Annotated in this window: 23 protein-coding genes and 2 pseudogenes; 20 read left to right on the forward strand and 5 right to left on the reverse strand. The window is 51.6% G+C overall.

Annotated elements, in window-relative coordinates:
* The first annotated feature begins 65 nt into the window (after positions 1-65).
* The 18 genes and pseudogenes from ACQKPA_RS19580 (at position 66) to ACQKPA_RS19665 (ending at position 17,454) form a co-directional block, all read left to right on the forward strand.
* On the forward strand, positions 66-968 hold the full coding sequence (locus tag ACQKPA_RS19580; protein ID WP_427494185.1) for an alpha/beta hydrolase fold domain-containing protein: 903 nt from the start codon (positions 66-68) through the stop codon (positions 966-968).
* Positions 969-1,155: 187 nt separating this feature from the next.
* Positions 1,156-1,344 (forward strand): hypothetical protein, encoded by a 189-nt coding sequence (locus ACQKPA_RS19585; RefSeq protein WP_427494368.1) that lies wholly within the window; start codon positions 1,156-1,158, stop codon positions 1,342-1,344.
* Between the two features lie 177 nt (positions 1,345-1,521).
* A pseudogene (locus ACQKPA_RS19590) lies at positions 1,522-2,016 on the forward strand (response regulator transcription factor); the annotation flags it as partial.
* Positions 2,017-2,060: 44 nt separating this feature from the next.
* A complete protein-coding gene (locus ACQKPA_RS19595) occupies positions 2,061-2,543 on the forward strand; it encodes a hypothetical protein (protein ID WP_427494186.1) in 483 nt (160 codons plus the stop codon).
* 315 nt (positions 2,544-2,858) lie between these two features.
* Positions 2,859-3,686: a sensor histidine kinase gene (locus ACQKPA_RS19600; protein WP_427494369.1), complete on the forward strand. Its 828-nt coding sequence runs from the start codon at positions 2,859-2,861 to the stop codon at positions 3,684-3,686.
* Positions 3,652-3,771, forward strand: a pseudogene (locus ACQKPA_RS19605) (hypothetical protein); the annotation flags it as partial. The gene ACQKPA_RS19600 and the pseudogene ACQKPA_RS19605, both read left to right, overlap by 35 nt.
* Positions 3,764-4,369, forward strand: a complete 606-nt coding sequence (locus tag ACQKPA_RS19610; protein ID WP_427494187.1) for a hypothetical protein — start codon at positions 3,764-3,766, stop codon at positions 4,367-4,369. The pseudogene ACQKPA_RS19605 and the gene ACQKPA_RS19610, both read left to right, overlap by 8 nt.
* 300 nt (positions 4,370-4,669) lie before the next feature.
* Positions 4,670-5,644 (forward strand): Gfo/Idh/MocA family protein, encoded by a 975-nt coding sequence (locus ACQKPA_RS19615; RefSeq protein ID WP_427494188.1) that lies wholly within the window; start codon positions 4,670-4,672, stop codon positions 5,642-5,644.
* 343 nt (positions 5,645-5,987) lie between these two features.
* The gene (locus tag ACQKPA_RS19620; RefSeq protein ID WP_427494189.1) at positions 5,988-9,662 is read left to right on the forward strand and encodes a nitrate reductase subunit alpha; all 3,675 of its coding nucleotides are present in this window, start codon (positions 5,988-5,990) and stop codon (positions 9,660-9,662) included.
* Positions 9,652-11,187 carry a nitrate reductase subunit beta gene (narH, locus tag ACQKPA_RS19625; RefSeq protein ID WP_427494190.1) on the forward strand — a complete coding sequence of 512 codons (1,536 nt, stop codon included), beginning with the start codon at positions 9,652-9,654 and terminating at the stop codon, positions 11,185-11,187. Before ACQKPA_RS19620 ends, narH begins: the two co-directional genes overlap by 11 nt.
* On the forward strand, positions 11,180-11,758 hold the full coding sequence (narJ, locus tag ACQKPA_RS19630) for a nitrate reductase molybdenum cofactor assembly chaperone (RefSeq protein ID WP_427494191.1): 579 nt from the start codon (positions 11,180-11,182) through the stop codon (positions 11,756-11,758). Before narH ends, narJ begins: the two co-directional genes overlap by 8 nt.
* A complete protein-coding gene (narI, locus tag ACQKPA_RS19635) occupies positions 11,745-12,437 on the forward strand; it encodes a respiratory nitrate reductase subunit gamma (protein WP_194541777.1) in 693 nt (230 codons plus the stop codon). Before narJ ends, narI begins: the two co-directional genes overlap by 14 nt.
* Positions 12,438-12,488: 51 nt before the next feature.
* Positions 12,489-12,953: a GAF domain-containing protein gene (locus ACQKPA_RS19640; protein WP_427494192.1), complete on the forward strand. Its 465-nt coding sequence runs from the start codon at positions 12,489-12,491 to the stop codon at positions 12,951-12,953.
* On the forward strand, positions 12,950-14,032 hold the full coding sequence (locus tag ACQKPA_RS19645) for an ATP-binding protein (protein ID WP_427494193.1): 1,083 nt from the start codon (positions 12,950-12,952) through the stop codon (positions 14,030-14,032). Before ACQKPA_RS19640 ends, ACQKPA_RS19645 begins: the two co-directional genes overlap by 4 nt.
* Positions 14,029-14,676 (forward strand): response regulator transcription factor, encoded by a 648-nt coding sequence (locus ACQKPA_RS19650; RefSeq protein WP_427494194.1) that lies wholly within the window; start codon positions 14,029-14,031, stop codon positions 14,674-14,676. The genes ACQKPA_RS19645 and ACQKPA_RS19650 overlap by 4 nt, the downstream gene beginning before the upstream one ends.
* A gap of 169 nt (positions 14,677-14,845) precedes the next feature.
* The gene (locus ACQKPA_RS19655) at positions 14,846-16,360 is read left to right on the forward strand and encodes a nitrate/nitrite transporter (protein ID WP_427494195.1); all 1,515 of its coding nucleotides are present in this window, start codon (positions 14,846-14,848) and stop codon (positions 16,358-16,360) included.
* Between the two features lie 51 nt (positions 16,361-16,411).
* Positions 16,412-17,137 carry a YwiC-like family protein gene (locus ACQKPA_RS19660; RefSeq protein WP_427494196.1) on the forward strand — a complete coding sequence of 242 codons (726 nt, stop codon included), beginning with the start codon at positions 16,412-16,414 and terminating at the stop codon, positions 17,135-17,137.
* Between the two features lie 80 nt (positions 17,138-17,217).
* On the forward strand, positions 17,218-17,454 hold the full coding sequence (locus ACQKPA_RS19665; protein WP_076320777.1) for a DUF6953 family protein: 237 nt from the start codon (positions 17,218-17,220) through the stop codon (positions 17,452-17,454).
* Positions 17,455-17,562: 108 nt separating this feature from the next.
* On the opposite strand, the gene ACQKPA_RS19670 is transcribed toward ACQKPA_RS19665, so the two are convergent.
* From ACQKPA_RS19670 to ACQKPA_RS19685, 4 genes are all read right to left on the reverse strand, one after another.
* Entirely contained in the window at positions 17,563-20,052 is a 2,490-nt protein-coding gene (locus ACQKPA_RS19670; RefSeq protein ID WP_427494197.1) for a glycoside hydrolase, read from the reverse strand.
* A 24-nt stretch (positions 20,053-20,076) separates the two neighbouring features.
* Positions 20,077-21,081 carry an ROK family protein gene (locus tag ACQKPA_RS19675; protein WP_427494198.1) on the reverse strand — a complete coding sequence of 335 codons (1,005 nt, stop codon included), beginning with the start codon at positions 21,079-21,081 and terminating at the stop codon, positions 20,077-20,079.
* Positions 21,068-22,954, reverse strand: coding sequence for a class I mannose-6-phosphate isomerase (locus ACQKPA_RS19680; RefSeq protein WP_427494199.1), 1,887 nt, complete (start codon positions 22,952-22,954; stop codon positions 21,068-21,070). Before ACQKPA_RS19680 ends, ACQKPA_RS19675 begins: the two co-directional genes overlap by 14 nt.
* Before the next feature lie 123 nt (positions 22,955-23,077).
* On the reverse strand, positions 23,078-24,010 hold the full coding sequence (locus tag ACQKPA_RS19685) for a helix-turn-helix domain-containing protein (RefSeq protein ID WP_427494200.1): 933 nt from the start codon (positions 24,008-24,010) through the stop codon (positions 23,078-23,080).
* A 207-nt stretch (positions 24,011-24,217) separates the two neighbouring features.
* Between ACQKPA_RS19685 and ACQKPA_RS19690 the strand changes: the two genes are divergently transcribed.
* Positions 24,218-24,808 carry a YdhK family protein gene (locus tag ACQKPA_RS19690; RefSeq protein WP_427494201.1) on the forward strand — a complete coding sequence of 197 codons (591 nt, stop codon included), beginning with the start codon at positions 24,218-24,220 and terminating at the stop codon, positions 24,806-24,808.
* A gap of 77 nt (positions 24,809-24,885) precedes the next feature.
* Here the strand turns inward: ACQKPA_RS19690 and ACQKPA_RS19695 are convergent, their stop codons facing one another.
* Positions 24,886-25,785: a TIGR01777 family oxidoreductase gene (locus ACQKPA_RS19695; RefSeq protein ID WP_427494203.1), complete on the reverse strand. Its 900-nt coding sequence runs from the start codon at positions 25,783-25,785 to the stop codon at positions 24,886-24,888.
* A gap of 221 nt (positions 25,786-26,006) precedes the next feature.
* On the opposite strand from ACQKPA_RS19695, the gene ACQKPA_RS19700 reads away from it, so the two are divergent.
* Positions 26,007-26,972 carry an arsenic resistance protein gene (locus tag ACQKPA_RS19700; protein WP_427494204.1) on the forward strand — a complete coding sequence of 322 codons (966 nt, stop codon included), beginning with the start codon at positions 26,007-26,009 and terminating at the stop codon, positions 26,970-26,972.
* The last annotated feature ends 23 nt before the right edge of the window (positions 26,973-26,995 follow it).

Genomic DNA, 26,995 nt, shown 5'->3' on the forward strand with positions numbered 1-26,995 from the left:
ATATTGAGGGTGGACACACTAACCTGCGATATATTGATCACGTCCAGCAAAGGGGATAAAACCATATGCCTAGCAAAGAAAGTGTTGCTATCAAAGAACTGCTGACCGCAGAGGGATTTCATCATAAATGGGAAAATGCCGGAACGATTCGGCAATATATCGAAACCTTGCCTCCGTATCCTGCACTTTCAGAGGAACAGGAAGGATTGGAAACCCGTTATTTTCACAGCGGATCCGGCTTGAGTATGAACTATTATATATCGCATGGCGCGATGGAACAGGGGACCATCGTTTATGTGCACGGCGGAGCTTATATCGAAGAGATTTTGCCGCCCCATTTCGCTTTTGCCAAACAGTGGACGAAGCGAACCGGATTCACCGTAATCATACCGAATTACCCCACCGTCCCGGCTATAGATGCGAAGAAGCTGACGGGGTTGATGCGCGAATTTTACAAGTACATCTGCGCCCAGGCGGGGAGTCCGGTATTTCTAATGGGCGATTCGGCGGGTGGCGCGCTGGCTCTCGATATGGCCCAGTCGGTAAAAGGAACTCCGCTTGCGCAAAAGGGGTTAATCCTGCTCTCGCCATGGGTGGATGCAGCCACGGACAATCCGCAGATTGCCGCGCTCGGTATACCTCAGCGCGACGTCTTTCTCCAGCCGGTCGGTCTCGGTGAGGTCGGAAGGATGTATGCAGGAAGCCTTTCGATGGACGACCCGTCTGTCAGTCCTTTGTTTGGCGAGATGAGAAGCCTTCCCCGCACGGTCATTCTCGTCGGAACCGATGATTCCTTCCTGCCGGACGCCCGTCTGCTGCGCGATAAACTGGTCCGAGAAGGCGTTGATACCGAGTATTGGGAGTACGAGAATATGATGCATGTGTGGCCTCTGTTTCCGATGCCTGAAGCCGAAGAAGCACTGGAGCGGCTGCATCAATGGGTGGCGTACGATGGAGGAGAGCCCTAATGGAGGGTGAAGGACCATCCAATTGGATGGTCAAACTGTGACGCAATTGGATGGTGTGCATTAGTCGATTGTTCATTATAATGAGGCAGAAATACAAAGCATGATAATTACGGTTGATCCTGATGCCTCAGGTTCTATAATAGATTGTATATAATGAATAATCGAATGGGGTTGTTTGTGGTTGGTTATGTATATTATCGTCATCGCGCTGGCATTAATTGGAGGAGTTTCCACGCTTCTTGTAGGATTATCTCAGGAGAATAAGAAGGCAAACCCGAACTATGAGCGGAAAACAAAAACCAATCTCACGAAGCTGCTCATCATTTATATTGTTTCGTTAATTGCGTTTATTGTGATATGGATGATTTTTAGATAACTGTAAAGGTCGTAACCCGGAACGATGATCGGGGAGCGGCCTTTTTTATTCCGATAAAGGAATTGCGGGTGTCCGATGATCATCTCGTGATAGGAGCTTCTAAAGTTCAAACCGAGTACACACGATGTACACAGCACTTCTCTATACTAGGTCTTGAACTTAGAGACGAAAGGTGTGGAGGAGTGCCGGCGCATTCGCGAGAAGTCGGATGTGCCGATCATCATGATTACGGCAAGGGCTGAGGACGATGATCACATGATGGGGTTCGAGCTGGGGGCCGATGAATACGTGACAAAGCCGTTAAGCCCGAGACTACTGGTAGCCCGTGCCGCTGCTTTAATGAAGAGAAAGGAAGGCACGGTTGGACGTGAGGGGGATCGTCTGGTCTACGGCGATTTATACGTGAACAGAACGGCGCATACCGTCTCGGTTGCGGGCAATAAAGTAAATCTGTCCCCGAAGGAGTATGACCTGCTCCTCTTTCTGATCAAGCATTACGGGAAAGTCCTGTCCCGTGATTATATTTTGGATGCGGTATGGGGTTACGATTATGTGGGCGATCTGCGTACCGTTGACACGCATATCAAAAAGCTGAGAGCCAAGCTCGGGGATGAAGGCCGCTATATAGGCACGGTCATCCGTTCAGGATACAAATTCGAGATGGAATCATGAGAAGCAGCAGCGTTGTTTTTAAATTGTTTATGGTGACGTCTGTTATGATATTGATCGTTTTTTCACTGGTGATGGTAGCGGAAGGACTATTTTTCGAGCGGTTCTACCGGACTTCCAAAATCCATGCATTACAGCGGAATATGAATCAATTCGCATTGCAGCTTAAAGAGAATGAGGCAGGAGAAAGACAGACCGCACGGCTGCTCGGTCATTTCATGAATGAGAATGATGCCAGCATCTCGATGCTGAACGAACGGTTTGCGCGCCTGCATATCAATCCATACTTTCTGGAGATGCAGGCAGACGACAAGATGATAACGATTCCTCTTCCAATGGAAGGCATGACCCTAGAGGATATCCCGCAGGGAATCAAGGTGGGGGATATGCTGGTGGTCGATGGCATCTTTATGGACGAGGAAGACACGATTATGCAGCCTGTGGTCTTACAGCAAACGGATTCAGAAACGGAAGAGGGATTGGTACGGGTTAGAGGGACGGTTACGGACCTGATGCTTCCGGAGAAGTGATCGTATAACCCGTTATATCAGGATGCGCTCATAGACGATGCGCTTCTGGATTGGATGCGGGAAGCCGAACAGGATCATACTCGCTTGCAAAAGGGTTCGCCGGTTCAGATGTCATGGACCGACAAGTGGAGCGGGGTCGAATATGTGGTGCTGGTTCGCTTGCTTTCAGAAGAGGGGCAGAGGGATCGTTATTTGTTTGTCATGACCTCGATGCAGCCGGTCGGGGAAGCCGTTGGAACACTTAAGCAGTATTTTATCTATATGACGCCGATTATAGTGGTGCTTGTCATCATCCTGTCCTTGATCTATTCCCGAATGGTCTCACGCCCGTTGGTGCAGTTAAACCGTTCGGCGGCGCGTCTGGCCAAGCTGGATTTTTCAACGCAGGCGGAAATCCGTTCCAAGGATGAATTCGGGGAGCTGTCACGCAGCATGATTGTTTTGTCGAAGAATTTGGATGAAGCTCTGAAGGAGCTTACCCGCGCGAATATCAAGCTGCAGGAAGACGTAGAGGAGAAGCTGAGGTCCGAACAGCTCCGCAAAGAGCTGATCGCGAACATTTCCCACGAATTAAAGACCCCGCTGGGGATTGTCAAGGGATTTGCGGAAGGGCTGCAGGATGGCGTGGCTGACGATAAAAGAGAACGGTACCTTGCCTTCATCGTCAATGAAACGGATCGAATGAATGCGCTGATTATGGATATGCTGGAGCTTTCCAAATTCGAAGTGAAGGCTATAAGGCTGCAGCCCCGAAGTTTTTCGCTCACGGATCTTATCCAACAGGCGGCGGATTCGTTTACCCGGCAGTTGGAGGACAAACGTCTCCAGCTTAGCATCCATCAAGGTCTAGATGAAGAGGCCATCGTTCAGGCGGATTCGAGGCGGATTGAACAGGTTATTCTCAATTTACTGAGCAATGCCATCCGGCATGCCGAGGAGAACAGCGTCGTTACCATAAGGTTACTGCGGATGTCCCCAGGGAAGGTCACCACGATCATTGAAAATGCAGGCAAGCCCATTTCGAAAGCGGATATGAGGCGGATATGGGGACCAATTCTACCGAGCCGAGCGTTCCCGGGATCGCAAATCCGGAGGTACCGGCCTTGGACTCGCGATTGTCAAGCATATTCTGGTCCTTCATGAAAGCAACTATGGCGTGATGAATACGGATCGAGGCGTGGCCTTTTATTTTACATTGAACGAAAGCAGAGGGGAAATTCATGAATAATAAAAAATATATCTATCTTATTTCGACACTGCTCGTGCTGCTTCTGACCAGCGCGTGCGGCACACCATCGGACACGAAGTCTCCGGAAACCCAAGCTGGCTCGCCGGTTGAAACGGATCAAGGTAACGCGGTCGATCCTGAAACGCCGGCCACCAGTAAGGACGGGACCGATGCTTCAGCGGATCCCGAATCGAACCAAGGAGACTCGGAAGCAACCAAAGATCCTGATCAGGAAAAACAAAATGAAATTCAGGATCCAGCGGCGGAGGGGGATCAGCAGATCCTTATTGTGATCGATCAGACCCCCAAGCCGATAACGGGAAACAGCTTCGACTTTAGCGTGACCAAACTTCCGGAGGGTTACTCCTTGAGTGAAATGGAGTGGAAATCGGACAAAACGGAGATCAAGAGCACGTTTCAAGAAGCGATTGAACACGGGCAGAACGGGGAAGACGGATTTTATATCAGTGGAAATGGACAATTTTCCGGGTTTATCTATCCTGACGAGATGAAGGGCGAGGAGGGCCAGGTCTTGTTCCGTTTTATTGATGAGCAGGGGCATGAGTTAACCTGGGAGAAGAAATTAACTTTGAAATAGAAATGTAACGTGTTACAAGACAGAAGAGGCAGCCGATTGCGGCTGCCTCATTGTTTTTTCCATACCTACCGGTATGCTTCTTCAGCAAAGTTCGCTGATTCCATTTATAATCGAAGTAGGATCAACGATTATTATTGGAACCAGGGTCCATTTGATGTATTCTGGAGACATCAGCTCTACTGAAATCGTTATCATTGCTTACATCCTGATGCTGGTCGTGTTCGCTGCAGGATTTGTTTATCCATGGGTTGAGAAGAAAAGGACAGCGTCTCTAAATGGAAAGGGAGGTTTTAGGTTCAGATGGCATTAAACATAGGAATTATCGGTACAGGCTGGTTTAGCAGAGTTCATGCAGATATTCTGTCCAACATGGACGGAGTGAATGTTGCGGCATTTGTCGGGACGAGTCAGGAGAAAGCGGAACAAGCGGTGCGGGGCTATGCCGCGGCGAAGGCGTATAGCAACGTTGAGCAAATGCTGGATGCAACCAAGCCTGATGCGGTTTATATCTGCGTTCCTCCGTTTGCGCATGGAGAGATCGAATCTCAGCTCGTGCAGAGGGACATTTCTTTTTTGGTCGAGAAGCCGCTGGGCACGAACCTGGATACGCCAAGGCAGATTCTGCATGAGGTGAAGAAGGTCGGTTTAATTACGTCTGCAGGGTACCATTTCCGTTATACGGATGCAGCCATGAAGGCTGCCGAGCTGCTGGAAGGCCGGAAGATCGGGATGGCACTTGGCTACTGGATGGGAGACATGCCGCAGGTGTACTGGTGGAGACAGCAGGAAGGCTCCGGAGGGCAATTCATCGAGCAAACCACTCATATGGTTGACCTGCTTCGCTGCCTGTTGGGAGAAGTGGATGAAGTGTATGCGGCGTTCGCCCATAGAGCCATACAGGACATTCATGAGGGAGTAACGGTACACGACGTGGGTACCGCTACGATGAAATTAAAGTCTGGCGCCGTGGCAACGATCTCCAATACCTGCATGCTGCCGGAGTCGGATAAGGCTGGTTTGGATATCTATACGGAGCGGGGGGTTATCGGCATTCAATCCGATAAACTCATCGTCAAGGAAAAAGGAAAAATAACGGAAATCCGCAATGCAGCTAATCCTTATCTTCGAGAGAGTGAAGCTTTCATCCATGCTCTGCGCACAGGCGATGCTTCCGGAATCTTATCGACCTATGAGGATGCCGTCAAAACCATGGAAATTACCTACGCGGCTTTGCGGTCGGCCGAAACGGGGGTACCGGTGAAGGTCGGGGAATGATCATCAACCTTTCACCGCGGTCTGTCTTCTGAGAAAGTATGTCGATCGACGTTTTTCTTATGTTTGTCAACCAGATTCATAATGATTGCCTTAGGGATGTCCCATTTAGATCTTCAGGTCTTATGGGACATCCCTTTTTTTGTTCAAAAAGCGCACCGTGCACGAATCGCTCCTTTCTATGGGGTTTTCCGGGCGACAAGCCATCAACAAGGGAATTCTCTTAGGAATATAGGTGTTTCCCTAATAGGAACCGGGGAAGAAGCCACCCATAATAAAGCTATACGAGGACGGCACATTGATTCCCCAATCATTGTCATTCAAGCAGAAGGAGTTGAACTGTCCTATGAAACGAAAGTCGGGGCTGAAGTTCTTCAAGAGGATGGAAAGCTATTCTGACAATTGGTCCGTTCTGGAGGAGAAAAGCAGGGAATGGGAGGATATGTACCGCAAGCGCTGGTCGCATGACAAAGTGGTGCGGACGACGCATGGCGTGAACTGCACAGGCTCCTGCAGCTGGAAGGTTTTTGTGAAGAACGGGATCATCACTTGGGAAAACCAGCAGATAGATTATCCCTCCTGCGGGCCGGATATGCCGGAATTCGAACCGCGCGGATGCCCGCGTGGAGCTTCATTTTCCTGGTATGAATACAGTCCGCTGCGAGTGAAATACCCTTATATGCGCGGCCGGCTATGGCATATGTGGAAAGAGGCCTTAAGCCAACACAGCGATCCGATCGCCGCTTGGGCCAGCATCGTTGAAGATCCGGAGAAATCCAAGTTCTATAAACAAGCACGGGGTAAAGGCGGTCATGTCCGTGTGTCCTGGCAGGAAGCCACGAAGCTGATCTCCGCTCAGCTCATTTATACGATCCGCAAATACGGGCCGGACCGCATTGCCGGTTTCACCCCGATTCCGGCCATGTCGATGATCAGCTATGCTTCAGGGGCCAGATTCATTTCCCTGCTCGGCGGCGAAATGCTCAGCTTCTATGACTGGTATGCGGACTTGCCGCCGGCATCTCCACAAATCTGGGGAGAGCAGACCGACGTGCCGGAATCCAGCGATTGGTACAATGCCGGTTACCTTATCATGTGGGGTTCGAACGTACCGTTAACGCGGACGCCGGATGCCCACTTCATGACAGAAGTGCGATATAAAGGCACCAAGGTTGTGTCGGTCGCGCCGGACTATGCCGAGAACGTCAAATTTGCCGATAACTGGCTGGCTCCGAATCCCGGAACGGATGCGGCAATTGCACAGGCCATGACGCATGTCATTTTAAAAGAATTCTATCATGAGCGTCAGGAGCCGATGTTCCTGAATTATGCGAAACAATATACGGATATGCCTTTCCTGATTCTATTGGATCAGTTTGAGGGGGGCTACAAGGCGGGACGCTTCCTGCGGGCAAGCGATCTGGGCGATGCCTCTCAGCATGCCGAGTGGAAGCCGGTGATTATCGACGAGAACACCAATGAAATCACGGTTCCGAACGGCACGATGGGACAGCGCTGGGAGCAGGACAAGAAATGGAACCTGATCCTGGAGCGGGAGGACGGCTCGGTCATTGCGCCGGCGCTATCCGTGGAGCCTCAGGGTGGGGAGCGGCAGTCGATTTCCTTCCCGTTCTTTGACAACAACGCCAACGGTACCTTCAAACGCCATATTCCGGCGAAGACAATTCAGCTGGCGGACGGGACGGAGCGTCTGGTGGTAACGGTATACGATCTGATGCTGAGCCAATATGGGATTGGACAGGCAGACAGCGGGCTCGATGCAGACGGATACAACGATGCGGACTCCTTCTATACTCCGGCCTGGCAGGAAAAAATCACCGGTGTGAAACCATCGGTAGTGGTCCAGATTGCCCGGGAGTTTGCACAGAATTCGCTGGAAACCGGCGGACGCTCGATGATCATCATGGGCGCCGGGATTAACCACTGGTTTAACAGTGACACGATCTACCGTTCCATTTTGAACCTGGTCATTCTAACGGCGTCTCAAGGCGTAAACGGCGGCGGCTGGGCGCATTACGTCGGCCAGGAGAAATGCCGCCCGATCGAGGGCTGGTCCACGGTTGCCTTCGCCAAAGATTGGCAGGGACCGCCGCGTCAGCAAAACGCGACATCGTTCTTTTATTTTGCAACCGACCAATGGAAGTACGAAGAAACGGGGGCCGATTCTCTGAAATCGCCAACGGGCGGGGAAATCCGTTACCAGCATCCGGCGGATTACAACGTGCTTGCCGCGAGACTTGGGTGGCTTCCATCTTACCCGCAGTTCAACAAAAACAGCTTGAAGTTTGCGGAGGAGGCAGCGCAGCTGGGGAAGACCACCCATGAGGAAATTGTGAAGCATACGCTTGCGCAAATCGTCTCTAGAGATACCAAGTTTGCGGCCGAAGATCCCGATGCGCCTGAAAACTTCCCAAGATCCTTGTTCGTATGGCGCTCGAATCTGATCTCAAGCTCGGCCAAGGGTCAGGAATATTTCATGAAGCATTTATTGGGCGCTTCGGACAGCCTGCTCTCGACGCCGAATGAAGAGGATAAACCGGAAGAAATGGTGTGGCGCGTAGAAGTCGAAGGCAAGCTGGACCTGCTTGTTGCCCTGGACTTCCGGATGACATCAACTCCAATGTACGCAGATGTAGTCCTTCCTGCAGCGACCTGGTATGAAAAAACGGACTTGTCTTCAACCGATATGCATCCTTTCGTGCATCCGTTTAACCCGGCAGTAGATCCGCTCTGGGAATCACGGTCGGACTGGGATATATACAGAACGATTGCCGAGGTCTTCTCCGACATGGCAAAGACCCATCTTCCGGGAATATATAAGGACCTGGTCACCACTCCGCTCTCTCATGACTCCATAAGTGAGATCGCCCAGCCATACGGTGAGGTGAAGGATTGGCGCAAGGGTGAAATTGAGGCCGTACCTGGCAAAACAATGCCCAATCTGACGGTGGTTGAGCGGGACTATACGAAAATTCACGACAAATACATTACGCTCGGTCCGAACCTGGCTACAGGCAAAGTCGGAGCACACGGCGTCAGCTTCTCGGTCGCCGAGGAGTATGAAGAGCTGAAGCGTTTGAACGGAACGTATTACGACGACACCATCAAAAACGGCCTGCCCAAACTTCATACGGCAAGAAATGCGGCGGACGCCATTTTGAATCTGTCTTCGGCCACGAATGGCAAGGTATCGCAGCGAGCCTGGGAATCGGCGGAGCAGGACACCGGCGTGCAGCTGAAAGACATTTCCGCAGACCGCGCGGCAGAGCGCATTACGTTCCAGAGCATTACGGCCCAGCCGCGGGAAGTCATTCCGACGCCGGTATTCAGCGGATCGAACAAAATGGGAAGACGATACTCCCCGTTCACGACGAATATTGAACGGCTCGTACCTTTCCGCACGCTGACCGGCAGACAGCATTTTTATATCGATCACGAAATTTTCCTGCAGTTCGGCGAAGCGCTGCCGGTGTATAAACCGACCCTTCCGCCAATGGTATTCGGGCCGCGCGACAAACAGATTACCGGGGGGAAGGATACACTCGTGCTCCGATATCTGACGCCGCATGGCAAATGGAACATTCACAGCACCTATCAGGATAATCTGCACATGCTGACGCTGTTCCGCGGAGGCCCGACGGTATGGATTAACAACGATGACGCAGTGGCGAGCGACATTCAGGACAACGATTGGCTGGAAGTATACAACCGCAACGGCGTTGTCACCGCCCGCGCCGTCGTCAGCCACCGGATGCCGAAAGGCACGATGTACATGTATCACGCGCAGGATAAACACATCAACGTGCCGGGCTCGGAGATTACGAAGGATCGCGGCGGCAGCCATAACGCCCCGACGAGAATCCATGTAAAGCCGACCCAGATGGTCGGGGGCTATGCCCAGCTCAGCTATGGTTTTAACTACTACGGACCGATCGGCAACCAGCGGGATGTGTACGTGGCTGTCCGCAAAATGAAAGAGGTGGATTGGCTTGAAGATTAAAGCGCAAGTCGCCATGGTCATGAATTTGGATAAATGCATTGGCTGCCATACGTGCAGCGTCACCTGCAAGAGCACCTGGACCAACCGTCCGGGTGCGGAATACATGTGGTTCAACAACGTGGAAACGAAGCCGGGCATAGGCTATCCGATCCGCTGGGAAGACCAGGAGAAATACAAGGGAGGATGGACGCTGAAAAAAGGCAAGCTGCAGCTGAAATCCGGCAGCAAGCTGTCCAAAATCGCGCTCGGCAAAATTTTCTACAATCCGGATATGCCGGAAATGAAAGATTACTATGAGCCGTGGACGTATAACTATGAGCATCTGACGAATGCCGGGGAGAAGAAGCATCAGCCGGTGGCCCGTCCGAAATCGGCGGTAACCGGCGAGACGATGAATCTGGAATGGGGTCCGAACTGGGAAGACGATCTGGCGGGAGCCCATGTCACCGGCCCGAAGGATCCGAATATCGAAAAAATCGAGGAAGAGATTAAATTCAACTTCGAGCAGGCGTTCATGATGTATTTGCCCCGCCTGTGCGAGCATTGCTTGAACCCGAGCTGCGTAGCGTCCTGTCCTTCCGGTGCGATGTACAAGCGGGATGAAGATGGCATCGTATTGGTGGACCAGGAAGCCTGCCGCGGCTGGCGGTACTGCATGACAGGCTGTCCGTACAAAAAGGTATATTTCAATTGGAAAACGAACAAGGCCGAGAAATGCACCTTCTGTTTCCCAAGAATTGAAGCCGGTCTGCCTACGGTATGCTCCGAAACCTGTACAGGACGTATCCGGTATTTGGGCGTGCTGCTGTACGATGCCGACAAGGTACAGGAGGCAGCTTCCACACCGGATGAGAAGGATCTTTATCAGGCCCAGTGCGATCTGTTCCTGAATCCGCATGATCCGGCAGTGATCGAGCAGGCGCGGAAGGACGGCTTAACTGAAGAATGGATCGAAGCTGCCCAAAATTCGCCTGTCTATAAACTAGCCATTGAATACAAGCTGGCCTTTCCGCTCCATCCGGAGTACCGGACGCTGCCGATGGTTTGGTACGTACCGCCGCTTAGTCCAATCATGAACTACTTTGAAGGCAGAGATTCGATCGAGAATCCGGACATGATTTTCCCTGCAATTGAGGAGATGCGAACACCGATTCAATATCTCGCGAATCTGCTCACAGCAGGGGACACGGTGACGGTGAAGGATGCCCTGCAAAAAATGGCGATGATGCGTTCTTATATGCGCGCGCAATCGTCGGGGGCTGAGTTTGATGAGACACGGATAGCACGGGTGGGCTTGACCGCCTACCAAATGAAGCAGATGTACCGTCTGCTTGCCATCGCGAAATACGATGACCGGTTTGTTGTCCCGACTTCGCATAAAGAAAGCCATATGGATGTTTACCGTTCGCAGGGTTCCGAAGGTTTTAGCGCAAGCTGCGGCGGTTGCGGACCGGAAGGACTGCAGGGCAAAACGGGCAAAGAGCTGTACGAAGAAAACTTTTATGGGGGGATCTGGCGTGATTAATCTCGGAAAGCTGCATGATTATAAACATGTTTTCGGTTTTTTCGCTCAGCAGCTCACGTACCCGGAAAAGCTGGATTTCCACCCGTCGGTTATGGAGGAGTCGCTTGACTCCTCTGACCCGGCCTATGAATCCGTCAGAACGTACTGGACGACCATGCATGAATACAGCATGGAAGAGATTGAAGAGCTGTACGTCCAGACCTTCGACTTTCAGTCGAAATCTACATTGTATATGACCTTTTATAAATTTGAGGATGGCAGGGAACGTGGTCAGATGCTCGCCAAACTTAAAGAGACGTATGAAATGTTTGGTCTGGGCATCGCGGGCTCGGAACTATCGGATTATCTCCCGCTGATGTGCGAGTTTCTATATGCAGCGAATTGGCAGGGGCGCGAGAAGGAAGCTGGAGAGAGCCTGGGTTTAATGCTGGCTGTCATGGAGGACGGCACCTATCATCTGCTTAAAGCTTTGGAGAAATATAAGAGTCCGTATCTTTATCTCATTCAAGGTCTTCGCGAGACGTTTAAAGCATGTTTCAATCAGGAGGAGGCGGCTCATGAGCATGATTAATCAGTTTCTGTGGGTCATTTTCCCCTATATCTGCCTAGCCGTGTTTATTGTCGGTCATATTTACCGTTACCGTACGGACCAGTTTAACTGGACGGCAAAATCCAGCGAGTTTATCGAGAAGAAACATCTCAAGCTGGGCAGTCTCATGTTTCATTTAGGTATCATTCCGGTTATCGGAGGGCATGTAGCAGGCTTAGCTATCCCTCAATCCTGGATGGAGTCGCTGGGGATCAGCGATCATATGTATCATATCGGAGCGGTGTACATCGGAAGCGCATTTGGCTTTCTAACGCTGGGAGGTATGGTATTGTTAACGGCCAGGCGGTTCACCATTCGTAATGTCCGAAAACTCAGCACCGCTTCCGATATGCTGGTTAATGTCCTCCTGCTGTTTATCGTATTTATGGGGATGTACAGCACGCTGGTTACAAACGCGGTACAGCCGGAATTCAATTATCGGGAAACGGTCTCCGTGTGGTTCCGTGGATTGTTTATGCTTCGTCCGGATGCTTCGTTGATGGTGAACGTGCCGCTGTCGTTTAAAATTCACATTCTGGCTGGATTCGGCATTTTTGGCTTATGGCCTTTTACCCGATTGGTGCATGTGTGGAGTGTTCCGTTGAATTATGTGGGGAGAAGATATATTCTGTATAGAAAGCACCGTAAATTTGAATCGTAGAGCGGAAGAAGGCTGTGTGGCCTTCTTTTCTACGTCAGAGGAGTAATGGAAATGAAGAATCAGCCGATCTTTAATTACCAAAGTGAAATGGATAAGCTTCGAGCCCGGTTTCAATTCGATTTCGTGTCCATGGCGTTGGTGCAGCCGGCTGAAGACCGATTTGTATTGACCTGGCAGTATGCCTCGGGAAATATAAATGAGAGGTACAAGCGTATCGTTTTACATTCCGGCAAAGGCATCGCGGGCATGGTATTTAAGACCGGAAAACCGATGCTGATTCAAAACGTGAATGCCGATATTGAATCAAGGGACTTGTATAATTATCCGATAATCGTTGCAGAGCAGTTGAAAAGCCTTGGCGCAGTACCGCTGTGGGAAGGCTCTCGCGTCAAGGGGGTTTTGCTTGTGGGATATCGCAGGGAAAACGTGCTCGATCCAAGGTCCTTTGAGTCGTTTCAGGAAGGAATAGGAACGGAATTTGGTGCTTTTTACGCCAAGGAGGTATCACAGCCTTGATTCAGATGACGGATGAGCATTTAAGCGAATTGCTTAGAAGCATGTATCAGAATAGCATGGAGGCCATTTTTTTTATCGACGAAAAGGGCAGCGTGGTGGCTATGAATCCGGCTGCGGAGAACATCCTTGACATTGATGTGATTGAGAGGATGCAGTCCGGTGCGGATGGTTCCTTCTGCCAGACCTGCAAAGGCTATACCGATGAACAGGATCTCATAACCTGCTCCACATGCTATTTAGATTATCCGCATGGGGAGTTTTCATCGTTCCAGGTCTATCTTAAGACGCGCGGCGAAGGCATCGTTCCCTATGCGGCCAGTTACCATATCATCGATGAAGCCCGCGGCATCCGGGTGATGATGCTCCTTGACCTGACGAAGCAGCAGAAAACACAGGAAATGCTGCAGCGGACGAATATGCTGAAATATGTCATCAAGGCACAGGAGGACGAGCGTAAGCGGATATCCCGCGAACTGCATGATAGCGTGGCTCAAGAGCTGCTCAGCTCACTGGTCGACCTGCGTGTCGTTAAATATATGAATGTAGGCGAGGATGTGCTCAAGAAGCTGCATCAGACCGAGGTGTCTTTAACCAGGCTTCTGGATGATATCCGGCATTTATCCGTTGAACTCAGACCTGCTTCATTAGATGATTTGGGGCTTGAGGCTGCGTTCCGCTCCCATTTTAAATGGATCGGGAAGAATTACGGAGTGCTTGTTGAATTCTCTGCGGAGCTAGCGGCAGCCCGCTACGGCAGCGAGATTGAAACGGTTGTGTACCGGGTATGCCAGGAAGCGGTGCTGAATGCCATGAAATATTCAGGAACGGACGAGGTGCATGTACGATTATGCGAAGTGAATGGCTATCTTCAGTTAACCGTCCGGGACCGTGGAGTCGGGTTTAACATGGTCATTGATGAAGCTAAGGGAACCGGGCTGGGGCTGTACGGGATGCGGGAACGCGCAGAGCTCGTCGGTGGTCAGTTTGTTTTGCTATCCGCTCCCGGCGAGGGTACGACGATTCAGCTCAACATTCCGCTTACGAATGGTGACGACAAGCCGGAGGTGATGGTTACATGAAAATTGTGATCGCGGATGATCATGCCGTGGTCCGCAGCGGATTTTCCATGATTCTGAATTACCAGGAAGATATGGAGGTCGTCGCGACGGCGGCAGACGGGATGGAGGCTTATGCCATGGTGGCGAAGCACCGGCCGAATGTGCTGTTGATGGATTTAAGCATGCCCCCCGGCGAAAGCGGACTGATTGCGACCGGCAAGATCAGCAGCGAATTTCCGGACACGAAAATTCTGATTCTAACCATGTATGATGATGACGATTACCTGTTTCATGTTTTAAAAAACGGGGCTTCAGGTTATGTGCTCAAAAATGCGCCGGATGATGAATTGATCTCCGCCATCCGTATGGTGCATAAGGGAGGGACCTATATCCATCCCCAGATGGCGACTTCCCTGGTTCGGGAGTTTATTAAGAAAGATAGTGAGAGCGCGGAGCAGGATCCGTTCAACAGTTTGTCCAAAAGGGAGATTGAGATCCTGCCTCTGATTGCCAAGGGCTATGGCAATAAGGAGATTGCGGAAAAACTTTTCGTATCGGTCAAGACGGTGGAGGCGCACAAAGCCAAAATTATGGAAAAGCTGAATTTGAAAAGCCGCCCGGAGTTAGTGGAATATGCATTGAAGAAAAAATTGCTGGATTTCTAGTCCTTACACATATATACAAGGGCGCAATAAAGGGTCCTTGCTTAAAGGAATAGGGAAGTTCCCCGGAGAGATTCAGGGAACTTCCCTATTAGCATTGTGAATAGGTGCACGTACAATAGGAGCTGGGGATCAATATGCCATTCATTACGCTTTAGAAAAGGTGATGGAAATGATCAAAAAGGTGCAGCTTCCGCTGCAAACAATGAATCTGGTGCTTGGCTTTATGGTATGGGTCATCATCTCCGCGCTCCTGCCGTTTATTCGGGAGGATATCTCCATTACGGCCGACCGCCTCGCTATTCTGACGGCTATTCCGGTGGTGCTGGGTTCGGTCCTCCGGATTCCGCTCGGCTATTACGCCAATGTGGTGGGAGCACGAATTGTTTTTATCGCCAGCTTTATCCTGCTGCTGTTTCCGGTCTATTTTATCAGCTCGGCTACATCCTTTACGCATTTGGTAATCGGCGGCTTGTTCCTGGGGATCGGGGGGGCCGTGTTCTCGGTCGGCGTGACCTCATTGCCTAAATATTATGCGAAAGAGAAGCTCGGGCTCGTAAATGGAATTTACGGGATGGGCAACATCGGTACCGCCATTACCACGTTTGCTGCACCGGTCATCGCAACTCAGATCGGATGGTCCAAAACCGTCCAGCTGTATTTGGTTCTGCTGCTGATTTTTGCCTTGCTAAATATACTCTTAGGCGACCGTAAAGAAATCAAGGTGAAAACACCGGTTATGGAACAGATCAAGGGTGTATATAAAAATGAAAAACTGTGGTTTTTCTCTCTTTTTTATTTTATTACATTCGGCTCGTTCGTAGCCTTTACGGTGTACTTGCCGAACTTCCTGGTTACCCATTTCGAGCTTGCGAAGGTGGACGCCGGGATGCGGACGGCAGGGTTCATTTTGGTAGCAACTTTATTACGTCCTGTGGGCGGCTGGCTTGCAGATAAATTTAAACCGCTGTTCTTATTAATGGGCGTATTTATAGGGCTCACCGCTGCGGCCATTCTGTTGGCATTCTCTCCGTCCATTGGCTTGTATACGGCCGGCTGCTTAACCATAGCCGTTGGTGCCGGGCTCGGAAACGGGGTTATTTTTAAACTCGTGCCCCTTTATTTCAACAAGCAGGCCGGCATTGTGAACGGTATCGTGTCCATGATGGGCGGCCTTGGCGGATTCTTCCCGCCACTGATGCTTTCCTTTATCCATTCGGCTACGGGGCAATATTCCATTGGATTCATGGCCTTATCGCAGGTTGCGCTTGCCAGCTTCGTTATTGTGGTATGGATGTACTATCAGGACAAACTTTCCGTACAATCCGAGGTGTTTAACTCCACCGGCCAGGGGATTTTGGTTACGGATCCAAGCGGAAAGATTAATGCCGTCAATCCGGCATTCACGAAGTTAACCGGATATTCGGAGGAGGAAGTACTCGGCAAGAACCCGAGCGTATTGAAATCCGGAAGACAATCACCGGCATTTTATCAGGCGATGTGGTCTGAAATCATGGAACACGGGAGCTGGCAGGGGGAGATTTGGAACCGCAGGAAGAATGGGGAAGAGTATTTGGAGCTGCTAACGATTAACGCGGTAAAGGACGAATCGGGTGACATCGTTCAGTATGTGGGTACCTTCAGCGATATTACTTATCATCCGCCTGGCCGTTGTTCGAATGGCTGAAGACATGAATCGTGACGGGTATGAGTTTATGGATTGGAGAGGGAGAGACACATGAAAAAGACGAGGTTTGTCATCCCCCGGGAGCATGGTGGCTGGGCCATGGTCAGCGTGCCCTATATCCTAGGAATGGCGGCAGCCAAGCCGGTCCTTCTGCACATTCCGCTATTTTTGGCGTGGTTAGGTTTATACATGGCATCCTATCCGTTTCTGCAATCCTTAAAGAAAACATCCCAACGTAAGACATGGATATCCTGGGGGATCGTTTATTCTCTTATCTCCGTTGCGTTCTTGATTCCGGTGCTTATCTTCAAACCGTTGATGCTCTGGTTTGCACCTGTGCTGCTCATACTGATCATGGTGAATGTTTGGCATGTCCTTCAGAAAGCGGAGCGTGCGCTGTTAAATGATATTTGCGCGATTCTGCTGTTCTGTACCGGAGGCGCCGCTGCTTATATGCTGGGGGGCGGTGGTTTCGATCCGAAACTTGCCGCCGTCATCGGCTATAATTTCCTTTATTTCACGGGTACCGTGTTTTTTGTCAAATCGGTCTTCCGCGAACGCAAAAACAAGCGCTGGACCCTATACGCAAGATTGTATCATGCTGTGATGTTGGTTCTGCCGATCATCTTCGGGAATCCATGGATGTGTCTGCCATTCCTATTTCCGTTTATTAAGACGTTACTGTATTCCGGAAAAGTAATGAAACCGATGAAGGTCGGAATCATCGAGATTGTAGGTTCTATCCAGTTTTTATTGCTGACAATGATCTTGATGTAGTCTGCCATCTTCATAAAAATCGATTCTATCGTCCATTCTGTTATAATAAGTGAAGGTATACAGAAGGGAACGATGTTAATATGACATACACAGCCCAGCAGGTGGCCGAATGGATGGTGGAGGAAATCCGTTTTACGGGTAACTTGTATCAGACGGAGGCCATCCGCTATGTACGCGAGAACTTCGGGGAAGAATTTGTTTTCGTTAACGAAAACGGAAATGCCTCGCTGTCCAAGGAAGTGAAGAAGGCATTCCGCAAACTGCATGGCGGCCGGATCGCTTGGGATCGTGACGGGTTCATGTGGGCATGGACGTAGTCTTGCTGAAAAAAATAATAAGGGCGGAGAAACCGGCTTAACGGCCATCCTGCCTTTCATAATGAGAACAGCTGCCTTGAAACCAGGGCAGCTGTTTTTCATCCTGACTTATTTAATTCGGTGAACCGTAAATTGTCCGGTTGAAGCGTGCAGGGTCTTCGCAGCCTGCTCCGGATCCAGCTGGCAATGCCGCTCTACCGCATAACGGAACTCGTAGAAGCCGCCAAGCGTCGCTTTGAAGTTGGTTTCCCAGTAGTTGGTCAATATCCAGGCATACGTGGAAGGACGGCTGTCCGCCGGCTGCATGGCGTGGAGCTGACGAGGCGCGTGCTCCAGTGTTCCCAGCTGTACGAGCGGCGTGTCCGTCATGGACAGGGCTAACGCTTCCCGGTCTTTGGCCGAGTGCCAGAATATTCCCTCTTGCACACTGGTGTAATCCAGACAGCTTCCGGGAATCTGATCCTTCCAAGGCCGGAGATGACAACCGGCTTTTTCCACGTATAGCTCGGCTTCAGTGCCCATGGAGAACGGCAAAGCCACATAGACATTTTCCGGCAGCCAGACGCTATCCTTGTGGAACCGGACGGACACCTCGACCCGAGGCTGGTTGGCAAACATCTTGATGTGGAGGGCATAGTAGCTGAGTCCCTTCACGTCGAACACGAGTTCGACCAGAGCAAATAGCGGTCCGTTGTCCAGCACGGTGACTCGGGTCAAGCGTCCGGTATCCCGCTGGACGTTCGTGCCCTTCCGGTTGCGTCCCATGCGGCGGCGGGTTGAGCATATTTCGGAAGGATTATGCTCATCCTGTGCCGGCGTTACCTCGTAGATAGGGGTGAATGCCCCATGCTCGCGTGCGCCGTCCAGCAGATCCGCCGAGCGTGCCTTATCGATCCAGGCTGTAATCCCTTCATTCATCTCCCATTCAATCCGGAAGGATTCGGATTCGATCGAACGCTTGCCCACCACGATCGGAAAAGGAGTTATGTGCTGGTTCTGGATGTCGGCGATTCCTTCGCACGCAATCGGTTCGGTGTTGCGCGCGGTCACGATGTTCCCGGAAGCGGAGAGTGCATCTGGTGTTTCGCGCGGATGGATGTACAGGATCCGGGACTCATCCGGTTCAAGTGAGAGCTGCGTGACAAGCGCTCCCGTATGTGCCAATTGGTATGGTAGAGGCTGCCCTGTCGTTTCGTCGATGAGCTCGAACTTTTTCTTCAGGAGCACGTGTTCCCAGCCATCCAGCGGAATGGCTACCTGCAGTGTCGCCGCGGCCGGTTCCGTATTGACCACCTCGTAGCGCAGGGGACGATGGGGAGCGAGCAGCGCACCCTGACGGGCTACGAGCGCTTTATCCAGTGCCCGGCAAGCCAGCTTGCTGGCTTCCGCCGCATAGGCCTGCTTCCGCACCTCGAGCATTTGCACCTGCGGATGCCATGGCTCATACACGGAGGAATGATAGCCCCATGTATGCTCGGCGTACATGGTCAGCGCCTGCGAGGCATCCTCGATCTCGGCGAGGCTTGCCGCTTCATGGCCCGGATCGAGCCGTTTGACTTTGCGAAGCGTGCGCTGGGCATCCCGGTAAATCTGGGTATGCATCGCTGTTGAAGCGACCCCATCAGTCCACCAGTCCGGCCAATCCCCGCGGTGTACCGGAAGCGCGGATAGGTCCTCCTGTTTCAATGCCGCAAAAAATTCGGACAGCGTAGCCATCTTAATGGTGATTTGGTCGCCGTATTGTTCATTCCATTTCGTAATCCACTCCGCGATATCCGCATTCGGGGATGCATTGTCCGTGCCCAGACCGGAGACCATGACCGGAACGAAGGAATACGGATAGGACTCCTGCTCGAGATTCCATAAATACCGGTTAATCCTTAAAGCAGCGATCTCGTTATGACGCTGCTCAGGCTCCATCAGGTTATGCTGAAGCTCGTCCTTGATGATGTATTTGCCCAGTGCATCAGGGCAGAACCCGAGCTCGTTGCCGAACATATAATGTTCGCCGTTCCAGACAAGCAGCCTGCCGCCATTCGGACTTTCCCACCAGAACGGGGTTTGTTTGCGGCCCAGCGGATACATGCCGTGATGCGTATGGATGCAGGAAAACAGATGCTCGATGTTATTTTGCAGCAGGCTTTCGGCATACCCCCAGCTGTATCCGTTAATGTCGGCGGTCATGGCGCTGTCGATCCGATGTCCGAAGGACTCCGCGAACCTTTGCGCCTTGCCGTGATTCCGCTGAAGGAGGTCGAAATCCGGGAGCTCGGTCATGTTGAGATAGGTTCCGGACAGTTCGATGTCGCCACGCTTTACCGCTTGTTGAAAAGCTGCTTTTTCTGCAGGAGTCGCTGCTTCGAGAAATTTCTCTACGGCCCAGAAAGTCTCGCAAGTCCAGCGGAACGTTTCCCATTCCGGGCGCTCCCCGCGTTGTGCTGCTTCCGTGATGCTTAGTGCCTGGCGGATAAAGTCAACATGGTACTGCTCAATTCTCTCTTGGCGCTCGGTGTAGCCGATATCCGTGTGGGAATGATGGATGACATAGATCGTCCAGGGTTGGGCGGGTCGATGACCGCCTTGGGTGGATAGGTTCATATATTGGTGACCTCCTATATAGATTTAATTGGGATCGAATGCAAGATGTATCGTATCTTCGAATAGCTTCTCAATGCCGTTAAACACAGCCGCCGTCCCGTCTGCGAGAGCGTGAACGGGAACGGCGTGTCTGCCCAATGCCAGCTGGATATCCTTTTCCCATAAGGGCAAGCTGCCCGAGATTTGCCCGCCCAGCACTAGGCGGCTGGGTTTGAACTCGGATAAATAAGGCAGAAGCATCTCTCCCAGCTTGCTGCCATATTCCCGGAATACGTCCTGAGCTTGCGCGTTACCGCTCCTGGCAACTTCAGCGAGGTCGGCTACGTCGATCCCGTCAGCCAGGAGTCCCCGCTCCGATGCCATGTTCAGAATGCCCCTTCTTCCGAAATAGCTGTCCACGATGTGATCCCGGTAAGGCTCCGCAAACAGCATTCCGCTGCTTGGGACACCGTGAATGCCGGCTACGATTTGACCATTCTCCACAAAGGCAGAGCCGAGGCCTGTACCGAGCGTAAGGCATAGGAGACGTTCCGATGGGAACCGGATGGAGGCCCCAAGGCCGAACATGAAGGCATCATTGCCGAAGCGTATATCGGCGGCGGTCAGACGATTCATCGTGACACCCGGAAAGGATGACTTGAGTCTCTGAAATTCGAAACGGAGCAGATCCCGTACCGATTGCTTGAACAGAGCGTCATATTTGCCGATGCCTTGAAGAAGCGCAATGCCTTTTGCGTAATCGAAGGGCCCCGGAAAAGCAAAGCCGATCCGGATTGAATCATGATAATCCAACGGTCGGAAGGCCGAGGCGTAATAGTTGATCAGATCATGACAGGCTTGAGCGAAGCTGGCAATCGTATCCGCCGCGGCTCCTTGCGATTCCGAAGGCCGGGTTATGAACGAGCCGGGGATTGGCAGCCCTTTCACGATGAGCGCTCCCTTTAAGGTGGTGCCCCCGGCATCGAGCGCGATGGTGATGGGGGCCGGGGAGGGCACGCCTCCAAGATTCGCCCCTTCATTCCGCAGCATGGAAACTCTCCGTTCCGGATGTCCGGGAAGGCGGAAGCAGTGGATGATTCCACTCGGGATTGACCCTTGCTGTAATCAATGCGCATGGGGACCCGGACAGATTCTCCAGACGGTATTCGCCTAAACATGCCGGAACAATGTAAGATTCCGCATAACCCCATTCAACGGCCGCACCCTCGTCCGCTGCCGGTACAAGGCGGACACGTTCGCCTTCCACGAGATTGTACATGACGAATTCTCCTTGGGTGTCCGCTTTCCACGATTCCTGCAGATTCAGCCTGCTGACCTGGAACAGAAGATCTTCCCGTTGACCCAGCAGCTCCTCCGAGCTGCCCCCTTGACGGCTTACGACGGTTGGCCGAGCGATAAGCCAGCTTTCTACCGCAGGTGTATTCATGGCGTCATTGATATTGTGGCGCGCATGCTCAGGGTTCATCGGGCGCGGTTTGCCATCCGCGTCCAGCCGCAGATAGTCGTAGATCTTGAATGTGAACCACCAGGTGGTCGAGGAGATTTCCAGCACCAGATTATCCCTGCCGGAGCAGTGGACCGTGCCCGGTGGAATGAGGTAGAGATCCCCTGTTTGCGAGGCGTACTCGTTAACGTAGTCAGAGAGCTCAAGCGGCTCTTCCCGAAGCTGGGCGTCTTCCACTGCTGCAAGCAGCCGTTCGCCGCTTATTCCTTCCTTCAGGCCGAGATACACCTTAGCTCCCGGGGCATTGTGCATGATGTAATACGATTCTTGCTGCGTCATATGCTCATTGAACTGCGACTCTGCATATTCCTGCAGCGGATGCACCTGAAGCGACAGCTCGCCGCCCTGCATTGTATCCAGATAATCAAACCGGATCGGGAAGTAGTCGCCGAATAGCTGGACATTACGCGCTCCCATAATCTCTTGAGACGCTGCCTCCATGAGTAATGTGAACGGAACCTCGAAGATGGTATCCTGCACGCGCAGCAGAAGCGTGTTCTCGGGAGCGATAGGCTCAAAGCTCCAGGCGCAGTTTGGCCATTCTTCGGGAAGACCGCATAATTCCTTAAGATATTGACCGCCCCAAATTCCCGGGGCAAAAAACGGCTTGACCCGAAACGGCTGCTGACTTGCTTTGTGCAGTACGTCTGCCAAGGCGGCAGCCGGCAGCCACACCGGCTCTTCCGGACGATTGAAGTCCATGTAATACGCTTGGTTGTCAGAGTGTTGGGCATGGGTATGATGGGCTAACCAGTTGAGACGGTAAGTCTCCCAGACGGGCCATTCGAGAAATAAACAATTTTTGTAAGTCTCAACCTTGTCGAAGGAGATGCCCAAGCCGAAGCTGCCCATATGCTGGGCATGGCGCCGCTGCTGGTTTTCGCGGGAGTAATCGGCGTAGAAACGAAGGTCGGGGGTCCGGCCCTGAAGCAGCGAAGCGCCCGGTCCGTGCAGTACGTATATGCCGCGCATCGCGTCAAATTCAAGCGCATTTTTATTCAAGGCTAGCCGTGAATCCTGTTGAAAATATTGGATGGGGCGGACATCGGTTGCTTTATAGCCGAATGCCCGGTTATCTGTCAGATAAGGAGCCATCTCGGCCCGGAGCTCGGCTTCGGGCTTGACATAATCGGACGTGGAATCGCATGCGAAGGCGATGCCTTCTTGCTCACAGGCTTGCTGAAGCTTAGCCAGCAGTTTATCGAAATCGGCGCCGTGTGTTCCGTCAAGCGTAATGAAGATACTGCGTTTTTCCTGTCCTTCATGCTGGAATTTTTGTTTATAGGTCGACAGGATAAACGAGCACCATGCGTCGATCCCATTCTTCATAAATGGGGGTACGTTGCCAAAGTCCAAGTGGTTGATCGGTTGTGATTGAAAGGTCGTTGCAGGTTTCATGGATAAGTGGATCCTCCCTTCCGGATTGTCTGTTACGACTTCATTGTAGGAGGCGGGGGAGGATCCGTCTTTATAAAAAGAGGAAGTGTTTTTGTACGATCAGGACATCGACGTCTCTAGTCGCTAAAGCTCGGAATCGTAACGACCTTCCGAAAACTGGGAACGTCGGAAGCGGGCCGGGGTTACGCCAAGCTTGGACGTAAACACTCGGGTGAAGTAGTGCACGGACTCGAATCCGCAGGAGACGGCAATTTCTTTGATCTGCCGGTCTGTATTCAGAAGCAGGTCTTTAGCTTGCTGCACGCGCTGCTCCTGCACATAATGAACAAAGGATTGATGTCCGTATTTACGGAACAGCCGGGTCAAATGACGGGTCGTAACGTGAAGATGGCCAGCTACCCGCTCCAGCGAGAGCGGCTCGCCCAGATTATCCTGGATAAACAATTCGGCCTGATGAAACATCGAAGCTCCTTCTTCGCGTGCTCCAAGATCGGAAGGTTCTTGGTAGAAACCGGGACCGTGGGCAGCCAGAATCGATAATATGAGTGAAGCAGCCAAGCAGTTCAGCATATGAGGCGGGTGCTGCTTGCCGCCAGAGCCCGACTGAAACATCGATAGCAGCGATAGCCACAAAAGACCGGACGCTTGCCTGGCATCTTCCTGAAGCACCGGAATGCCTTGGGTGGCTAACCTTCGGAAAGCAGCCGTATGGAGATCGCTGTTTGCTGATTCATCCAGTTCAAAGGCAACATAACATAAGGCCAAGCCCTCCCTGCTCTTAATTTGGTGCTGGATGCCCGGCCTTGAGAGAAACAGGGTGCCTGGATGAAGATGGAACTCTGTCTCGTTTTCGATATACGAGCCGCAGCCTGTCAATACGTAACAAGCTTCAAAAAAAGAATGCTTATGCTCCGTATTGTCGTAGTGGCGCGGCATAAATCCCCAGTAGTGGATCCGGACGCTCAGTTCCTGCTGTTCAATGGAGTTCAGGGTTCGGTTTAATATGGAATTGGCCCGTTTGAATAACGGGATGAAAGTTTCGTCATCGATTTGCATGGGAGATGGTGCTCCTTCTCGGAATTGGCAAATATCTCTGCCAAGAATATAGGGCAAAATGGGACCTCTAATCACTCTCTATTTTATATCACAGATAGGTTTTATTGAAAAAAATAAGTAAGTGTTGTCATGCATAGACAGCTACACAAGTTCTTCATAAGTAGTTGCTATGCTATGAACATTCAATATAAGAGAGGAGTTCATTATATGTCAGCTACTAAACGATTGAGGCCGCTTTTTCTGGTTGCGTTAGCATCCCTTATCCTCATACTGGGTGCCTGCGGAAATACGAAAAGCGCAGATCCGGATAGCAAGGAAAGCACGGAGGCCACCGGGAACATGGATGACATGGATCATGGCAGCATGAATCATTCCGGCTCGGACGAGGTTCCGGATGGGTTGAAGTCGGCAGAGAATCCAACCTATGCGGTCCAGACCCAAGCGATCATGGACTCCGATCACATGCCCGGGATGAAGGGGGCAAAAGCAACAATTGTCGGGGCGTACGATACGACGGTGTACACGATATCGTATACGCCGACGAGCGGCGGACCCGAAGTAAAGGATCATAAATGGGTGATTCATGAGGAGCTGAAGGATGCCGGGAAGGAGCCCTTGGAACCAGGAACGGAAGCTGTCGTGAATGCGGATCATATGGAGGGCATGAAGGGAGCCACTGCCGTTATCGATTCCGCCGAACAAACGACGGTCTATATGGTGGACTTCACGACGACAACCGGCGAAGAAGTCAAGAATCATAAGTGGGTGACGGAAAGCGAGCTGGCCCCCGTCCAATAGAAGTTTTATGAGAAAAAGAAAACAATCGTTCTCTTTATCATGAGAGCGATTGTTTTTTATGCATATGGCCGTACGGCTCAGCTTTCTTTGATCTGCTTCAGAGCGTCCGTCACTTCCGGATATCGAAACTGGAAGCCGTGACGCAGTGCCTTAGCCGGAAGGATACGCTGACCCTTTAGTAGAATGAGCGACATTTCGCCCAGGATGGCTTGGAGCATGAAAGCTGGCAGGGGGAGCCAGTGCGGACGCTGATAGGCCTTGGCGATGCTCCTGCCGAATTCATCGTTCGTGACCGGATGCGGGGAAGCCGCATTCACGGCTCCGGATATGCCCTCGTGCCGAATGCAATAATCGATCAAATCCACGATATCGTCGATATGTATCCAGGAGAGCCATTGCTTGCCGCTGCCGATCTTGCCGCCAACGCCTAGTTTATAGGGCAGCAGCATTTTGGGAAGGGCTCCGCCTCTACCGCCCAGAACAACGCTGATGCGCAGCTTGATTAACCGGTCAACCGGGATGCGGTCGGCCGCCTGCTCCCATTGCTGCACAACCTCGGATGGGAAGTCCATAATCGTGGCAGGGCTTTCCTCATCAAAGGCTTCATACTCGGATGTGCCGTAAATGGCCATCGCCGAAGCTTGAATGACGACCGGAGGTTTAAACTCCAGGCGGCCCATTAGCTCGGCTACGGAGGAGACGGTTCGTTGTCTTGACTGAAGGATTCTCTGCTTGCCTTCCTGCGTCCAGCGCTGACTCAGGGAAGAGCCTGCAAGGTTAACGAGGGCATCCAGACCCTCAAACCGCTCGGGATGGGACTTCATCTCATCCCAGGTCAGATAGAATATAGGCCTGTTCGGTTGGGGATTGTCCGGCTTCGATCTTGTGACGATGGTAACGTCATGCCCGTCGCGCTGCCAACGCGAGCACAATGCCTGGCCAATGAAACCGGTGCCTCCGCAAATGGCTATTCTCATGGTTGAACCTCCTTGTAAAAGTTATCATCAACTCTGACAAAACAAAGCAAAGAATCGTTGCCCCTCATCCATTGAAATGAGCGGAGAAGGATGCTAGAATGCGTTTCTTACCTAATGCTAAATCCAATATTATACAATCCATTATACTGGAAATGCGGTATGATACCATTAGATGATATTTCTTTAGTTTGTTCATGATTCGAAACGGTAAGGGGTGCGGGATGGGACTTATTGAGAAATTTCAAACCTTGATTATTATGGGCGCGGTGGCGATTGGGCTGGCAGTGGGACAGCTGCCGTTCGCCGCAGATTATTCGGAATATGGGATTGTTCCTTTTTTGCTGCTGATGTTATATGGATTATTTTTGACGATACCGCTGCAGCAGCTGCGAGAGGCGTTCAAAAACATCAAGTTTCTGGGGGCGAGCACGCTCATTAATTTTATATGGACGCCGCTGCTTGCCTGGGGGCTCGGTGCTGTCTTTCTGTCGGACCACCCGGCGCTTTGGATCGGATTCATCATGCTGATGGTGACCCCCTGTACCGACTGGTACTTGGTGTTTACCTCGATTGCCAAGGGAAACGTACCCTTGGGAGCTTCGGTGCTCCCTATAAACCTGATCCTACAGGTGCTGCTGCTTCCGCTGTATTTGCTCTTGTTCTCCGGCACAATCGAAACGATTTCGATGGCAACGCTGCTCGAAAGCGTGCTGCTTGTGCTCGTCGTTCCGTTCACTCTTGCGCATCTCACCCGTTTCTTGCTGAGAACTAGGAAAGAGGTGCTGGAGTACAAGGTTATGCCGTTCTTCGGCAGGGTACAGATTGTCTTTCTGAGTCTTGCCATTGTCGCGATGTTTGCGTCTCAAGGGTCATACTTATTGAATAACATGGACATGATGTATGTTCTCATTGTTCCGATCTTGATTTATTTCATGATGAATTATATGATGGGCAGCGCGGTGGGCAGCATGCTGCGTTTCACCTATGAGGATTCGGTCAGCCTCCATTTAACGATCATTGCCCGGAACTCCCCTGTAGCCCTCGCAATCGCCGTGACGGCTTTTCCGGAACAGCCCGTGATTGCCCTTGCCTTGGTCATCGGACCGCTGATCGAACTGCCTGTGCTTGCCGCTGTATCCCAGCTGCTGTTAGTAACAAGAAGAATGAAACAGAGGTCGGTTACCTGACGGTGCTCAGAGCCGCACGATCA

It is taken from the genome of Paenibacillus sp. NPDC093718, from assembly GCF_050279985.1.
Classification (GTDB): Bacteria; Bacillota; Bacilli; order Paenibacillales; family Paenibacillaceae; genus Paenibacillus_AQ.

What these genes read in the sequence shown, in the direction of transcription:
- ACQKPA_RS19650 (WP_427494194.1), top strand. Translation starts at nt 14,029, where the DNA reads ATGAAAATTGTGATCGCGGATGATCATGCCGTGGTCCGCAGCGGATTT.
- ACQKPA_RS19600 (WP_427494369.1), top strand. Translation starts at nt 2,859, where the DNA reads ATGGTCTCACGCCCGTTGGTGCAGTTAAACCGTTCGGCGGCGCGTCTG.
- ACQKPA_RS19655 (WP_427494195.1), top strand. Translation starts at nt 14,846, where the DNA reads ATGATCAAAAAGGTGCAGCTTCCGCTGCAAACAATGAATCTGGTGCTT.
- ACQKPA_RS19670 (WP_427494197.1), bottom strand. Translation starts at nt 20,052, where the DNA reads ATGAACCTATCCACCCAAGGCGGTCATCGACCCGCCCAACCCTGGACG.
- ACQKPA_RS19620 (WP_427494189.1), top strand. Translation starts at nt 5,988, where the DNA reads ATGAAACGAAAGTCGGGGCTGAAGTTCTTCAAGAGGATGGAAAGCTAT.
- ACQKPA_RS19680 (WP_427494199.1), bottom strand. Translation starts at nt 22,954, where the DNA reads ATGAAACCTGCAACGACCTTTCAATCACAACCGATCAACCACTTGGAC.
- ACQKPA_RS19595 (WP_427494186.1), top strand. Translation starts at nt 2,061, where the DNA reads ATGATATTGATCGTTTTTTCACTGGTGATGGTAGCGGAAGGACTATTT.
- ACQKPA_RS19690 (WP_427494201.1), top strand. Translation starts at nt 24,218, where the DNA reads ATGTCAGCTACTAAACGATTGAGGCCGCTTTTTCTGGTTGCGTTAGCA.
- ACQKPA_RS19675 (WP_427494198.1), bottom strand. Translation starts at nt 21,081, where the DNA reads ATGCTGCGGAATGAAGGGGCGAATCTTGGAGGCGTGCCCTCCCCGGCC.
- ACQKPA_RS19580 (WP_427494185.1), top strand. Translation starts at nt 66, where the DNA reads ATGCCTAGCAAAGAAAGTGTTGCTATCAAAGAACTGCTGACCGCAGAG.
- ACQKPA_RS19585 (WP_427494368.1), top strand. Translation starts at nt 1,156, where the DNA reads ATGTATATTATCGTCATCGCGCTGGCATTAATTGGAGGAGTTTCCACG.
- ACQKPA_RS19695 (WP_427494203.1), bottom strand. Translation starts at nt 25,785, where the DNA reads ATGAGAATAGCCATTTGCGGAGGCACCGGTTTCATTGGCCAGGCATTG.
- ACQKPA_RS19685 (WP_427494200.1), bottom strand. Translation starts at nt 24,010, where the DNA reads ATGCAAATCGATGACGAAACTTTCATCCCGTTATTCAAACGGGCCAAT.
- narI (WP_194541777.1), top strand. Translation starts at nt 11,745, where the DNA reads ATGAGCATGATTAATCAGTTTCTGTGGGTCATTTTCCCCTATATCTGC.
- ACQKPA_RS19665 (WP_076320777.1), top strand. Translation starts at nt 17,218, where the DNA reads ATGACATACACAGCCCAGCAGGTGGCCGAATGGATGGTGGAGGAAATC.
- ACQKPA_RS19615 (WP_427494188.1), top strand. Translation starts at nt 4,670, where the DNA reads ATGGCATTAAACATAGGAATTATCGGTACAGGCTGGTTTAGCAGAGTT.
- ACQKPA_RS19640 (WP_427494192.1), top strand. Translation starts at nt 12,489, where the DNA reads ATGAAGAATCAGCCGATCTTTAATTACCAAAGTGAAATGGATAAGCTT.
- ACQKPA_RS19660 (WP_427494196.1), top strand. Translation starts at nt 16,412, where the DNA reads ATGAAAAAGACGAGGTTTGTCATCCCCCGGGAGCATGGTGGCTGGGCC.
- ACQKPA_RS19610 (WP_427494187.1), top strand. Translation starts at nt 3,764, where the DNA reads ATGAATAATAAAAAATATATCTATCTTATTTCGACACTGCTCGTGCTG.
- ACQKPA_RS19700 (WP_427494204.1), top strand. Translation starts at nt 26,007, where the DNA reads ATGGGACTTATTGAGAAATTTCAAACCTTGATTATTATGGGCGCGGTG.